The 12,767-nt window shown below is 72.4% G+C and carries 11 protein-coding genes; 10 read left to right on the top strand and 1 reads right to left on the bottom strand.

Annotated elements, in window-relative coordinates; genetic code table 11:
- Window positions 1-183 precede the first annotated feature (183 nt).
- A complete protein-coding gene (locus AB0761_RS06085) occupies window positions 184-1,440 on the top strand; it encodes a helix-turn-helix domain-containing protein (RefSeq protein WP_377267930.1) in 1,257 nt (418 codons plus the stop codon).
- Window positions 1,441-1,515: 75 nt separating this feature from the next.
- On the opposite strand, the gene AB0761_RS06080 is transcribed toward AB0761_RS06085, so the two are convergent.
- Window positions 1,516-2,844, bottom strand: coding sequence for an MFS transporter (locus tag AB0761_RS06080; RefSeq protein ID WP_377267929.1), 1,329 nt, complete (start codon window positions 2,842-2,844; stop codon window positions 1,516-1,518).
- A gap of 240 nt (window positions 2,845-3,084) precedes the next feature.
- Between AB0761_RS06080 and AB0761_RS06075 the strand changes: the two genes are divergently transcribed.
- The 9 genes from AB0761_RS06075 to AB0761_RS06035 all read left to right on the top strand — a co-directional run bounded on the left by AB0761_RS06075 (window position 3,085) and on the right by AB0761_RS06035 (window position 12,587).
- Entirely contained in the window at window positions 3,085-4,365 is a 1,281-nt protein-coding gene (locus AB0761_RS06075) for a cytochrome P450 (protein ID WP_377267928.1), read from the top strand.
- A 106-nt stretch (window positions 4,366-4,471) separates the two neighbouring features.
- Window positions 4,472-7,687 (top strand): amino acid adenylation domain-containing protein, encoded by a 3,216-nt coding sequence (locus tag AB0761_RS06070; protein ID WP_377267927.1) that lies wholly within the window; start codon window positions 4,472-4,474, stop codon window positions 7,685-7,687.
- Window positions 7,688-7,791: 104 nt separating this feature from the next.
- Complete coding sequence (locus AB0761_RS06065) at window positions 7,792-8,736, top strand: chlorinating enzyme (protein ID WP_377267926.1); 945 nt, start codon at window positions 7,792-7,794, stop codon at window positions 8,734-8,736.
- The gene (locus AB0761_RS06060; protein ID WP_377267925.1) at window positions 8,733-9,005 is read left to right on the top strand and encodes an acyl carrier protein; all 273 of its coding nucleotides are present in this window, start codon (window positions 8,733-8,735) and stop codon (window positions 9,003-9,005) included. Before AB0761_RS06065 ends, AB0761_RS06060 begins: the two co-directional genes overlap by 4 nt.
- A gap of 147 nt (window positions 9,006-9,152) precedes the next feature.
- Window positions 9,153-9,446 carry a hypothetical protein gene (locus AB0761_RS06055; RefSeq protein ID WP_377267924.1) on the top strand — a complete coding sequence of 98 codons (294 nt, stop codon included), beginning with the start codon at window positions 9,153-9,155 and terminating at the stop codon, window positions 9,444-9,446.
- Window positions 9,443-10,213, top strand: a complete 771-nt coding sequence (locus tag AB0761_RS06050; protein WP_377267923.1) for a thioesterase II family protein — start codon at window positions 9,443-9,445, stop codon at window positions 10,211-10,213. The genes AB0761_RS06055 and AB0761_RS06050 overlap by 4 nt, the downstream gene beginning before the upstream one ends.
- A 192-nt stretch (window positions 10,214-10,405) precedes the next feature.
- Complete coding sequence (locus AB0761_RS06045; protein WP_377267922.1) at window positions 10,406-11,431, top strand: pyridoxal phosphate-dependent aminotransferase; 1,026 nt, start codon at window positions 10,406-10,408, stop codon at window positions 11,429-11,431.
- Between the two features lie 110 nt (window positions 11,432-11,541).
- Window positions 11,542-12,057, top strand: coding sequence for a hypothetical protein (locus AB0761_RS06040; protein WP_377267921.1), 516 nt, complete (start codon window positions 11,542-11,544; stop codon window positions 12,055-12,057).
- Window positions 12,057-12,587, top strand: a complete 531-nt coding sequence (locus AB0761_RS06035; protein ID WP_377267920.1) for a hypothetical protein — start codon at window positions 12,057-12,059, stop codon at window positions 12,585-12,587. Before AB0761_RS06040 ends, AB0761_RS06035 begins: the two co-directional genes overlap by 1 nt.
- The last annotated feature ends 180 nt before the right edge of the window (window positions 12,588-12,767 follow it).

Here is a 12,767-nt window from a genome sequence, read left to right as displayed (position 1 = left end):
TGTATGCCCCCGCACGCCACCGACCCACCCCGAGCCCAGCGTGAGCATCCTAAGGGCTGATCTGCCAGGCGGTACACGACCAGGAGCGGAACGGGAACTGTGCGTTCGACACTTCGTGCGTCGGCCACTGGGGCTGAGCGCCGCTTCCCACGGCGTCACCTGTTGCACCTGGGGGTGAACTACATGAACGACAACCTGTTGCTGCGCCTGCGTCTGCAGAGCGGTATGACCCAGGAGGAGCTCTCCGAGCGCTCCGGCATCAGCGTCAGGACCATCAGGAACGTCGAGCGTGGTCTGATCCAGCGGCCGCGCCGCAGTTCCGTCGACATGCTGCTGGAGGTTCTCGATCCCAGCCTGAAGGAGAAGCTCCGCTCCGCGCCGATGGACGATCTGGGCATGCCGGTCGGTATGGCCGCCGAGTGGCTCAAGCTGGTCGGTCCCGAGAAGGGCGTCTGGCGGGGCAGCCGGCCGCCGCGCTCCTCGCTGGTGGGGCGTCGGGCCGAGGTGGAGCTGCTGGCCGGGCTTGCGCTGGAGCAGCAGGTCGTGGTGGTCACCGGCCCCGGCGGGGTGGGCAAGTCCCGGGTGGCGCTCGCCGCCGCGGAGAGCGCGGGCAGTCAGCTGCGCGACGGGGTGGCCGTGGTGGAACTGGGGCTGATCCCCGGGGAGCGCGACCTGGCGGGACCCGCCGTCCTGGAACTGGCGGAGCAGGCCGTCATCGATCTGCTGGGCGAGGAGGCCGACGCCGGCCGGCAGCAGCTGCTGCTGGTCCTGGACAACGCCGAGCATCTTCCGGAGACCACCTCGCTGCTGGTCGACTGGCTGCTGGCGCGTTTTCCCGGAGTGCATGTGCTGGTGACGGCCCGGCGCGCGCCGGGGCTGGCCGACGCGGTGCTGTGCGAGCTGGCTCCGCTGGGTACCGAGGCCGCGGTGGAGCTGTTGCTGGAGCGGCTGCGGACGGGCTGTCCGGACCTGGACCTCTCCGCCGACTCGGAGCGGCTGATCGCGCTGGTGGGACTGCTGGACGGGTTGCCGCGCCTGATCGAGTTCGCCGCGCACCGGCTGCGCATGGTGCCGCTGGAGTCGCTGCTGGCGGACGGTCAGGCGGTGCGTCTGCTCAGCTCGGGGGACCGGCGGACGCTGCCGCACCAGCGCACCCCGGAGGCGAGCCTGCGCTGGAGCCTCGACCTGCTCGACGACCGGCACGAGCGGCTGCTGGCCCAGCTGGCCCGGGGCTCGCGCCGCACCTTCCGGGTCGGTGAACTGGAGGTGGACCCCGGTGAGTTCTCCGAACTGGAGGCGGTGGGACTGCTGGCGGACCTGGCCGAGACCTCGCTGCTCCAGGTGGACCGCGGCGGCAGCTACCAGTACCGGATGCTGCGTCATGTCCGGGCGTTCCTGGCCGGGTCCGGCCGGGGTTCGGAGGCTCTGGCGAGCGCCTGAGGCCCGCCCTCGAGCACGGCAGCGCGGCCTTCGCCCGGACGGGCGGGGGCCGCGCTGCCGTCGGTGTGCCGGGGGTCAGCCCTGGGCGGCGGACGGGACGCCGGGCTCGGGTCCGGTCTGCTCCGGTATGGCCTCGGGAGAGGTGGCCGGTGCGGGCAGCGGGAGCTCGGTCACCTCCTCGGCGGGTGTGCTGAGGACGTTCAGCGCGGGCGCCACCATGAGGGCCACGGCCATCGGAACCATGATGATCAGCAGGGCCAGCATGCCGCCGGGCACTCCGAACACGGCCACGAAGAGGCCGGCCAGCAGCGGTCCGCACCATTCCAGCGCGTAGGCGCCGAAACGGTTCACTGCCGCGACCCGGCCCAGCATCCCGTCCGGGACCAGACGCATCAGATAGGTCATCAGCACCACATTGACCGGGACCGTGGCGACCTGGGCGAGGCAGACGACCAGCCCGATCTCCCACACCTGCGGCACCAGCGCGGTGACGGCCAGGCCGACCGTGAAGACCCACACGGCGCCGCAGAGCAGCAGCCGCGGCGGGAAGTGCCGGGCCACCGCGGGCGCGAAGAGCGACCCGACGAAGCCGCCTGCCACCGTGGTCGCGCTGACCAGGCCGACCGCGGCGGAGCCGCCGCCGCGGTGGGCGACCAGGGCGATCAGCAGCAGCAGGAACGCCTGCGCGACCATGTTCATCACCGAGGCCATCACCACCACGAAGCGCACGAACGGCTGGACCCGCACAAAGCGGATGCCGGCCGCGATGTCCGTGAACACCGAGGTCCGCGGGGCCATCGCGTCGCGGTCGGGCCCCAGCGGCCGGCGGATGTTGAGTGCGCCGAGGGCGGCGAAGACGAAGGAGAGCGCGTCCGCGCCGAAGGGCAGCCAGCGGGCCACGCCGAAGAGCAGACCGCCCAGCGGGGCGCCCAGCAGCTGCGCCAGCATGTCCCGGCTCATGGCCTGGCCGTTGGCGGTCGCCAGCTGCTCCTTGGGCACGATCCTGGCCAGCGCGGGCGTGCCCGCACCCAGCACCACGCCCGAGAGGAGGCCGCTCAGCAGCGAGGCGGCGATCAGCAGCGCCAGGGACGGGTGGTCGGTCCGGGCGAGCACGGTGACCGCGGCCAGCACCGCGCCCTGGGCCAGCGGGCCGGCCACCAGGATCGCGCGGCGCGAGACCCGGTCGGCCAGCGCGCCGCCCCACAGGGCGGTGACCAGCACGCCGAGCAGGTTGGCCGAGCCGATCAGGCCCGCCTTGCTGACCGAGCCCGTGCTCGCGAGGACGAGCAGCGGAAAGGCGATCGCCGAGACGCCCGTGCCCAGGGCGGAGAGGGTGTTCCCGGTCCACCATCCGACGTAGTCGCCGTTGCGCCACAGGGACGGCGGGCTCGTTGATTCGCTCACTGGTGCCTCCTGGCATGGGGTGGTGCGGCTGGGGCTGTGTGGTGCGGGGACGCGCCAGGGCGCGTGGCCCCTCAACACTCCCAGTTGCGGCGTCACGGACCAGGAACGTACCGGTCGTTGCCCGGTTGTTGCGGCGGCATTCTTCCTGCCGGTCGGCTTGCCTGGTGGCGGCCGTGATCCGGGGATGGAATCTCCTCATCGCTCGGAACAGCAGAGCGCCGCCCAGCGGAGGTGAGATGCATGGCTGCCCAGGTTCTGGACCTCGATGTCGACCTGGTCGACCCGGAGACGTTCACGAGGGAGGACCTCGGGGCGTACTGGCGCCGGCTGCGCCAGGAGGATCCGGTGCACTGGCACCCGGCCGCGCCGGGCCGCCCGGGCTTCTGGGTGATCAGCCGCTACGCGGACCTGATGACGGTCTACCGCGACCCGGCCCGGTTCACCTCCGAGCAGGGCAATGTGCTGGTCACGCTGCTGGCCGGGGAGGACTCCGCGGGCGGGAAGATGTGCGCCGTCACCGACGGGGCGCGCCACCGCGAGGTGCGCAATCTGCTGCTGAAGTCCTTCTCGCCCCGCGTGCTGGCCCCGATCGCCGACCGGGTCCGCCGGAACACGGCGCGCCGGGTGGCCCGGGCGGTGCTGCTGGGCGAGTGCGACTTCGCGGCCGAGGTGTCCGAGCACATCCCCATGTCCACCGTCTCCGACCTGCTGGGCGTGCCCGAGTCCGACCGTGCCTTCCTGCTCGACCGCAGCCGCGAGGCGCTCAGCTCGGGCGCCGCCGGCCAGAGCGAGGAGGACGGCTGGAGTGCGCGCAGCGACATCCTGCTCTACTTCGCCGACCTGATGGAGCAGCGCCGCGGCAGCGACGCCGAGGACGTGATCAGCGTGCTCGTCAACGCCCGGATCAACGGCGTTCCGCTCACCCGTGAGGAGATCGTCCTCAACTGCTACAGCCTGATCCTGGGCGGCGACGAGACCAGCCGGCTCACCATGAACGACGCCGTGCACTCCCTGGCCGGTGACCGCGAGCAGTGGCTGGCCCTGCGCGAGGGACGGGTCGGTACCGACTCCGCCTGTGAGGAAGCGCTGCGCTGGGCCACGCCCACCATGCACTTCGGCCGCCGTGCGACCGAGACCGTGGAGCTGCACGGGAAGGAGATCCAGGCCGGGGACATCGTCACCGTCTGGCACTCCTCGGCCAACCGGGACGAGACCGTCTTCGCCGATCCCGACCGCTTCGACCTGGCCCGCACTCCCAACCGGCATGTGGCCTTCGGCTACGGACCGCATTTCTGCCTGGGCGCGCACCTGGCCCGGGTGGAGATCACCGCGCTGCTGGACGCCCTGCGCCGGTTCACCACCTCCCTTGAGGTGGCCGGTGAGCCGGCCAGGTTCCACTCCAACTTCCTGGCGGGCTTCAGCCGCCTCCCGGTCCGGTTCACCCGCGACAAGGCCGAACTCTCCGCCTTCGCCGCCGAACTGAAAGCGGACCGTGCCGCTCCGCAGCGGCCCATGCCCTGATCCAGCGCACGACGAGCCAGCCCATCGACCAGTCGGACCGCAGAGGATGCCGGACGTGAATTCGCAGGAACGAGCAGTAGAGACGGGCGAGCAACCCGATGCCCGGGTGACGCGGACCCTGGAGGGGATCCTCTCCGCCGAGGGCCCGCTGGCCGGTCAGGCCTCTCCGTTCCACATCATGGTCAGTGCCCGGATCACCGGCCCGCTCGACCACGGCCGCCTCCGGGCCGCGCTGGTCCGGGTGACCCGCCGGCATGCCGCCCTGCGCACGGTCTTCACCCGCGACGCCGAGACCGGTGCGCTGGGGACCCGGGTGCTGGACGGCTGGCAGCCGGTGATGGTGGAGCAGGAGCTGCCGACGACCGCCGCGGACGCCGACCCGGTGCAGATCGTGCACAAGCTGCTGGGCCCGGGTGTGCCCGGACAGCTGCGGCCCTACGAGGCCCCGCCGGTCCGCTCTGTGCTGACCTCGGCCGGTCCCGGACGCCATGTGCTGACCTTGATCGGCCACCATGTCGCGCTGGACGGCTGGAGCATCGGCCTGCTCTGGGAGGAGATCGCGGCCGCCTACGCCGGCTCCGACGCGGACCAGGACGAGGACGAGGCCCCCGGCATGGAGCTGCTGGCCGCCGCCGAGCGCACCGCAGCCGTCGCCGAACTGACCGCCGAGCGCGCCCTGATGCTCGCCGACTGGCCCACCGTCGTCGAACTGCCCAGCGACCTGGAGCGCCCCACGGTGCGCACCTGTGCGGGTGTCCGGCTGCCCTTCACGCTCACCGAGGCGGCCCGGACCGGCTGCGTGGAGCTGGCCGCCTCGCTCGCGGTCAGCCGCAACGCGGTACTGATGGGCGCCTGGGCGCTGGCGGTGGCCCGGCGCACCGGCCGGCAGCGCCTGGTCGTCGGCGTCCCCACGGTCGGCCGGCACAGCCGCAGCGCGATGCGGGTCGTCGGCGGGGCCACCGGCCTCGGCCCGGTGGCCTGCGAGATCCCGGAGGACGGGACGGTGGCCGACTACGTGCGCAGCACGGCGAAGGCGCTGCGCGAGCTGCTGCGCTACGGCCGGGTTCCCTTCGAGGACCTGGTGACGGCGCTCACCCGGGGCGGTGACCGTGCCCGCAACCCGCTGGCGCAGATCGCCTTCGGCGCGCACAGCGAGCTGGTGCCGACCGTGCTGCCGGCCGGCGAGGTGACCTTCGAGGTCTGTGTCGGACACACCGGCGGCACCGCCTACGACGCGATGCTGCACGTGCTGGAGTGGGGCCCGCAGCCGCTGCTGCAACTGGAGTACGCGACCTCGGTGCTGACCGCTCAGGAGGCCGTCGACCTGGCCGCCTCGTTCGAGCAGGCGCTGCTCGACCTGGCCGCCGCGCCCAACGGTGCGCTGGCCCAGGTCACCACGGTCACCCCGGCGCAGCAGCGCCGACTGGACGCGCTGGAGCGCGGCCCGGAGGCGGAAGCCGACGCGGGCCTGTGGCAGCTGATCGAGGCGGCGGCCGCCCGCACCCCGGACGCCCCCGCCGTCCGCGACGGCGACGCCCCCGACCGTACGCTGACCTACCGGCAACTCATGGCGGCGGCAGCCGGACTGTCCGCGCGTCTGGCCGTCGCCGGGGTCGTCGAAGGCGACCGGGTGGGCCTGGCGGTCCGCCGCTCGGTCGAGGAGATCGTCGCGATCGCCGCCGTGCTCCGGATCGGCGCCGCCTACGTGGGCATCGACCCCGACAACCCGCCCGCGGCCAGCACCGCTGTCCTGGACGGCGCCCAGGCGCGCGTCGTCCTCGGCGACACCGACCGGCTGGAGGCGCTCGGCGCCGCCGCCGAGGGCCGGACGCTGCTGGGCGTGGTGAGCGAGGAGCCGCCGGTCGGCCCCGTGCCGCCGCCCGCCCCGGCGGACCCGGACCGGATCGCCTACCTGGCCTTCACCTCGGGCACCACCGGCAAGCCCAAGGGCGCGATGATCCCGTGCCGGGGCGTGGTCCGGCTGGCGCACCGGCCGCAGTACCTGCTGCCCGGCGCGACCGCTCGCTTCCTGCGCCTGGCCCCGCTGGCCTTCGACGCCTCGACGCTGGAGATCTTCGCGCCGCTGCTGGCCGGCGGCACCGTCGAGGTCTTCACCGGGCGCCATGTCACCGCCTCCGCGCTGGCGCGGGTGCTGGAACAGCGCGAGGTGACCGGCCTGTGGCTCTCCGCCGGTCTCTTCCGCCTGGTCGCGGACTTCCGCCCGGGAGCCTTCCGCAAGGTGCGGCAGCTGCTCACCGGCGGGGACGTGGTCCCGCCCGCGCAGGTGGACCAGGTCCTGCGGACCTGCCCGGGCCTGCGGGTCACCAACGGCTACGGGCCCACCGAGAACACCACCTTCACCACCGTCCACCACGTCGACGACCCGGCTGCCGTCCACGGCTCCGGGCTGCCGATCGGCCGACCGATCCAGGGCACCGGTGTGCTGGTGCTCGACCGGTCCGGACGCCGGGTCCCGCCCGGCGGGGTCGGCGAGCTCTACACCTACGGCGAAGGCCTGGCGGCGGGTTACGCCGGGGCCCCGCAGGAGACCGCCCGCGTCTTCGGCGAGTTCGGCCGCGCGGCGGGCGGACAGCGGCTCTATCGCACCGGCGACCTGGTGCGCTGGGACGCCCAGGGGAATCTCCGGTTCCTGGGGCGCCGCGACCGCCAGGTCAAGATCCGGGGCTTCCGGGTCGAGCCGGAGCAGGTGACCGCCGTCCTGCGCGGCCACCCCGAGGTCCGCGACGCGGCCGTCGTGGTGGTGCCTCTCGGCAACGGGGACCACCAGCTGCTGGCCGCGGTGGTCGGCGCCAGGCCCGCCCTCACCGCCACGCTGCGCTCCTACGCGGCCGGGCACCTGCCCGGCCACGCGGTCCCCGGGCTGTGGGCGCAGGTGGACGAGTTCCCGGTCACCGCCAACGGGAAGCTCGACCTGGACCGGCTGCGCCGTCTCGCCGCAGAGGAGGACGCCGCAGTCACCCCGCTCGCCACCGTTCCGCAGCCGGCGTCCGTTCCGCAGCCGGCCGCCGTGCCGGTGCCGGCCGAGCCGGTCGCTCGACCGGCCGTCGTCGCCTCCGAGGGCGAGCGGCTGGCGGCGGTCATCACCGAGGCCTGGGCGGAAGTCCTCGGCCACCGCGACTTCAGTGCCGACGACTGGTTCTTCGACGTGGGCGGCGACTCGCTGCTGCTGATCCGCGTCCACTCGATCCTGAGCCAGGCGCTGCCCGAGTACGAGGTCACCGTCGGCGACCTCTATGCCTGCAGCGCCATCGAGGACCTCGTCGCCAAACTCCACGGCCCCCGGCAGCGGTCCGCCGCCTGAGGCCGTCCGCGGCGGCCCGCGCCCACCGCAGGCGCAGGCCGCCCGGAGAACCAGCGTTCCACCATCCCGTCCTACGAAGACGCTTGACGAAGAGAGGAAAACCCATGTCCCAGGACTTCTCGCTCACCCCCGAGCAGGTAGCCCAGTTCGAGCGTGACGGCTACATCGGCCCGTTCGACCTGTACGACCCGGCCGAGATGGAGCAGAACCTGCGCTCGCTGCGCCCGAAGCTGATCAGCACCAAGAAGTCGATCTACAGCGACGAGAAGCAGGCCTCGTCCATCTCCAACTACGACCGCCACTTCGACATCGACTTCCTGGCCCAGCACGTCACCCGCGCGGAGATCGTGGACCGCGTCTCCTCCATCCTCGGCCCCGACACCCTGTGCTGGCGTTCGGAGTTCCTGGCCAAGTACCCCGGGGACGAGGGCACCGACTGGCACCAGGCGGAGGACTTCTCCAGCCTGACCGACAACGCCACCCCGCAGATCCAGTGGCCGGCCGACTCCGACCGCCGCGGCACCATCACCGTCTGGACCGCGTTCACCGAGGCCAGCATCGAGACCGGGGCGCTGCAGTTCATCCCCGGCACCCACAAGGAGATGAACTACGACGAGACCAAGGGCCTGAGCTACGACCCCGACATCATCAACAACCTGGAGAAGCAGGGCACCAACCGCGGCTTCTTCGGCTACGACTACCGCCAGCTGCAGAAGGACCCCGAGTGGGCCCCGGACGAGTCCAAGGCCATCTCCGCGGTCATGAAGCAGGGGCAGTTCATCATCTTCTGGTCCACGCTGATGCACGCCTCGCACCCCAACACCAGCGAGGACCAGGCCCGTCTGGGCTACTCGGTGCGCTACCTGCCCACCGCCGCCCGCGTCTACCCGGGGCTCACCGAGCTGAAGGAGTTCGGCTCCACGGTCAGCCTCGCCCGCTACGGGGCCGTCCTCACCTCCGGTGAGGACACGTTCCACCACAACACGTTCGTCCAGGAGACCGTGAACGGCTACCCGTTCCCGGTTCGTGAGATTCGGAGGTCCGCATGACCACGCAGACGACGGCAAGCCGTCCGGTGACCAAGCAGGAGACCGAGGAGTGGGTGGCCGCCAGCTGGCGCGCCCTGGGCCTGACGGTGGAGGGTCCGGCGTCGGACTTCTTCGCCGTGGGCGGCACCTCCCTCGCGGCGGCGCGCTTCGTCGCCGGCGCCGAGGAGCTGTTCGGCGAGGACGTACTCCCGCCGGAGGACTTCTTCGAGGACAGCTCGGTGGCGGCCGTGGCCGCGCTGATCCTCCGCAACACCGGCGGCGAGTCCTGAGGCCGCGGCATCTGCGCCACTCCGTCCCACCGGTCAGAACAGTCCGCACAGTCAGCCCAATCCGCACAGTCAGAGCAGTCCGCACAGTCAGAACAGGTCCAAGAGCCAGGTCAGTCGGCTCCTGACAACCGAGAGGGGGGAAGCCCGGTGGCCGTCCAGGAACGCTCCACCGACCCCGCCGGGCTCGCCGCCACGGAAACCGCGCCCGCTCCTCGTGCGCCGGGCGCGCCGCTCCGCGACGTGGGCCCCGACGAGCACGGCTCCGGCCGTGCCGTCGCGGCCCACGCGCGGCCCCACCGCAGTACCCCGTACAGCACCAGCCTGCTGGTCTACGGAGCCAGGCAGGTCCGCCGGCTGCTCGGGCCGGCGCGCCGCGGCCCCGCCGCGGCGGAGGCCGTGACAACCGGCCTCCGTACCCCGCAGAGAGGCAGTGACCCGTGACCGACGCCCCCGCCCCGCACTGGCTCTTCCCGCTGCGCAAGCAGCCCAAGGACGCCCCCGCGCCGCAGGCGCGGCTGCTGGTCCTCCCCTACGCCGCCGCCGGCGCCGCCTCGCTGCGGCCGCTCGTGGCAGGACTGCCCGCCGGGATCGAGGTGCTGGGCGTCTCGCTCCCCGGCCGCGAACGCCGCTTCTCCGAACCGCCGGTGACCGGCCACATCGAGATCGTCACCGCCGTGACCCGCGAACTGGCCCAGCTGCCGACGCTGCCGACCTGGCTCTTCGGCCACAGCATGGGTGCCAGCCTGGCCCTGGCCTGCGCGCTGGCCGCCCCCGAACTCTGCGCCGGCGTCGCGGTCAGCGCCCGCAAACCGACCGGCGTCGCACTGGCGTCCATGCGCGGCCTGAGCGACGAGGAGATCGTCGGCTTCTTCGGCGCCGTCGGCAACACCGCGCCGAAGCTGCTGGAGGACCCGTTCTGGCGGGCCCGGCTGATCGAGCTCTTCCGCAACGACACCCAGCTCGACGAGGAGGTCTCGGCCGCCATCGAGGGTGCGCCGTTCCACCTGCCGGTCCTTGCCCTCGGCGGTGCCGACGACCCCTATGTGGCGGCAGCCGAGCTGGACGAGTGGGAGCAGCGCACCAGCGGCCGCTGCGAGGTGGTCGTGCTGCCCGGTGCGCACTTCTACCTGCTGGACCCGGCCAACCGCGCCGCTGTTCAGCAGGCGCTGGACCTGGTGCTGCGTCAGGCCCCGGTCCCGGCAGTCTGATTGCTCGCATGCCGGCCGGTCGACCGGCAGAACCGCTCGACCGGCAGAACCGGTAGATCGACCCCGCTGAGCTTCACTCCAGTTGCCTGTCCCTTGCCTGGGAGCGGTGGGTCGCCGGACAGCAGAATCGCCGAGGTGGACGAACCCGCCAGGGAGACGAACCCGGAGACACTCCGGGGAAGGAGGCAGAACGTGGTCGCAGCCCACCCGTCCGCTGACGGGGATGCCCTGCTCGACTGGAACGAGAGCCCGATCGGCCCGCCGCCGCTGGCCGTCAAGCGGGTGGTCGACGCGGCGGAGCGCCTGCACCGCTACCCCCGCGGCCTGCTGGAGGAGGTCACCGCGCTGGCCGCCGCCCACCACGGCGTCGGCACCGACCAGGTGCTGCTGATGGCCGGAGTGGACGAGGCCATCGACATGACCCTCTCCCTGGCCGACCGGGCCTGGGGCCTCAAGCCCGGATTCGACGGCTACCCGGACCGGGCGGCCGCCAACAACAAGCCGTTCCACCCGATCCCGCTCGGTTCGGACTGGCAGCCGCCGGCCGGACTGCCCGCGGGGCTCGGCGCCGGTGACATCGTCTACCTGGCCCAGCCCGGCAACCCGACCGGCAACCTGGTCCCCACCGCCTGGATCGACGCGCTGCGGTCCGTCGCCGGCCACGTCTTCATCGACGAGACCTACCAGGAGTTCTCCGACCGGCCCGGGATCCTCTCCCGCACCGGCGGTCCGCAGCCCGGCCTGCTGGTCTACCGCAGCTTCTCCAAGGCGGCCGGCCTCGCCGGGATCCGGCTCGGCTGCCTGGTAGGCGACGCGGCCACCATCGCCCGACTGGAGCCGATGCGACGCTTCATGCCGATCGACGCCGTCAGCCTCCACGCGGCGACCGGTCTGCTGGAGGAGCCGCAGTTCATGGTCCGTCTCGCCGAGTACGTCCGTGAGACCCGCGTCGACCTGTGCGCGATGCTGCGCGCCAGCGGCCTGTTCGCTGAGGTCCGCGAGTCGCAGACCAACTTCGTGCTGGCCCGGCCCGACGCGGCCGTGCACGAGGCGCTGCTCGCGGTCCTCGCCGAGGACCGGGTCCGGGTCAAGGACTGCGCCAACGTCGGCCTCCCCGGCTGGCTCCGCATCAGCGTCGGCACCCCGCAGGACCACGGCCGCCTGGGCCTTGGCCTGAGCCGGCTCGCCGCCTCGCTCGTCGAGCGCGCGGCCGCCTGAGACAGCACATCCGCACCACACGCAGCCCAGCACATCCACGCGGTGCATCCGCTCAGTACGTCCCCTCAGTACATCCGGATCGCAACAACCCATCGAGAGGTGACCCCATCATGACCATCCTCACTGACGACTTCGAGCGCCGGCTTGTCGACAACACCCAGCCGGTCCGCTACTTCTTCCTGGCCCAGGCCCTCCACCACGCCATGCACACGGGCCTGTTCAACGCGCTGAAGAAGGAGCCCGGCAGCACCGCGGAGGGGCTGGCCGAGCAGCTCGACCTCGACGCCTACCGCGTCGGCGGCCTGCTGCGCTACCTGCGCAACGAGGGCTACGCGGTCCTGGAGGAGGGCGGCTGGACCATCAGCGGCAAGGCGCTGGAGGTCCTGCCCTTCGCCCCCTGGTACGAGATGATGGTCGGCGGTTACGCGCCGTCCATGGACCAGCTCGGCGACATCCTGGCCGACGGCACCCGCTTCGCCACCCGCAACACCACCAAGGTGGGCGAGGGCAGCTGCGGCATCGGTGCCTACGACGCGCTGCCGCTGGTCGAGCAGATCCTCGACCCGGCCATGGCGAACCGCCCGGAGACATCGTCGACCTGGGCTGCGGCGACGGCAGCTTCCTGATGGACCTGCTGGTGGCCCAGCCGGACCTGCGCGGTCTCGGCGTCGAGCCCAACCAGGGGTCCGTGGAGCTCGGCGAGCGCCGCCGGGCGGAGCTCGGCCTGGAGGGCCGCTTCGACGTCGTCCAGGGCGGCGCCGCCGACGCTCTGACCCTCGACCTGCCGGAGAACGGCAAGGGAATCTGCTTCATGACCGCCTTCGTCCTCCAGGAGGTGCTGCAGCAGGAGGGTCCTGAGTTCGTCGAGAAGCTGCTGGCGCAGACCTTCGAGCGCTACCCCGAGGCCCGTTGGCTGGTCGTCGAGATGGACCACACCCCGCTCGCGCCGGTCATGGGCAGCCACGGCCTGGCGAAGACCTTCTACAACCCGTACTTCCTGATCCACCACATCACCGAGCAGCGCCTGGAGACCCGCGGCTGGTGGGAGGAGCTCTTCGAGCGCCTCGGCCTGACCGTCGAGGCCTCCGCCAACCCGGACCCCCGTGCCGACTCCACCGGTCTGCAGTTCGGCGTCCTGCTCTCCAAGAAGGCCTGACCGTAGGGGAGCTGTCCGGAAGGGGCGGCATGCTCGCATCGCGAGCGTGCCGCCCCTTCGGCGTTGCGTGACGTGGAGTCCGGGCCGACCACCGAAGCCGCCCTTGGCGGGGCGCCACGCCGCCGTCACCGGCATCAGGCCGTCTGCACCGCCAACGCCGTGGAACGTCGGCCAACGCCC

The organism is Peterkaempfera podocarpi, assembly GCF_042466665.1.
GTDB lineage: Bacteria > Actinomycetota > Actinomycetes > Streptomycetales > Streptomycetaceae > Peterkaempfera > Peterkaempfera podocarpi.
Note: the sequence above shows the minus strand (reverse complement) of the source record. Positions and strands in the feature narration are given on the sequence as shown.

What these genes read in the sequence shown, in the direction of transcription:
- AB0761_RS06035 (WP_377267920.1), top strand. Translation starts at nt 12,057, where the DNA reads ATGGACCTGCTGGTGGCCCAGCCGGACCTGCGCGGTCTCGGCGTCGAG.
- AB0761_RS06075 (WP_377267928.1), top strand. Translation starts at nt 3,085, where the DNA reads ATGGCTGCCCAGGTTCTGGACCTCGATGTCGACCTGGTCGACCCGGAG.
- AB0761_RS06060 (WP_377267925.1), top strand. Translation starts at nt 8,733, where the DNA reads ATGACCACGCAGACGACGGCAAGCCGTCCGGTGACCAAGCAGGAGACC.
- AB0761_RS06040 (WP_377267921.1), top strand. Translation starts at nt 11,542, where the DNA reads ATGACCATCCTCACTGACGACTTCGAGCGCCGGCTTGTCGACAACACC.
- AB0761_RS06065 (WP_377267926.1), top strand. Translation starts at nt 7,792, where the DNA reads ATGTCCCAGGACTTCTCGCTCACCCCCGAGCAGGTAGCCCAGTTCGAG.
- AB0761_RS06085 (WP_377267930.1), top strand. Translation starts at nt 184, where the DNA reads ATGAACGACAACCTGTTGCTGCGCCTGCGTCTGCAGAGCGGTATGACC.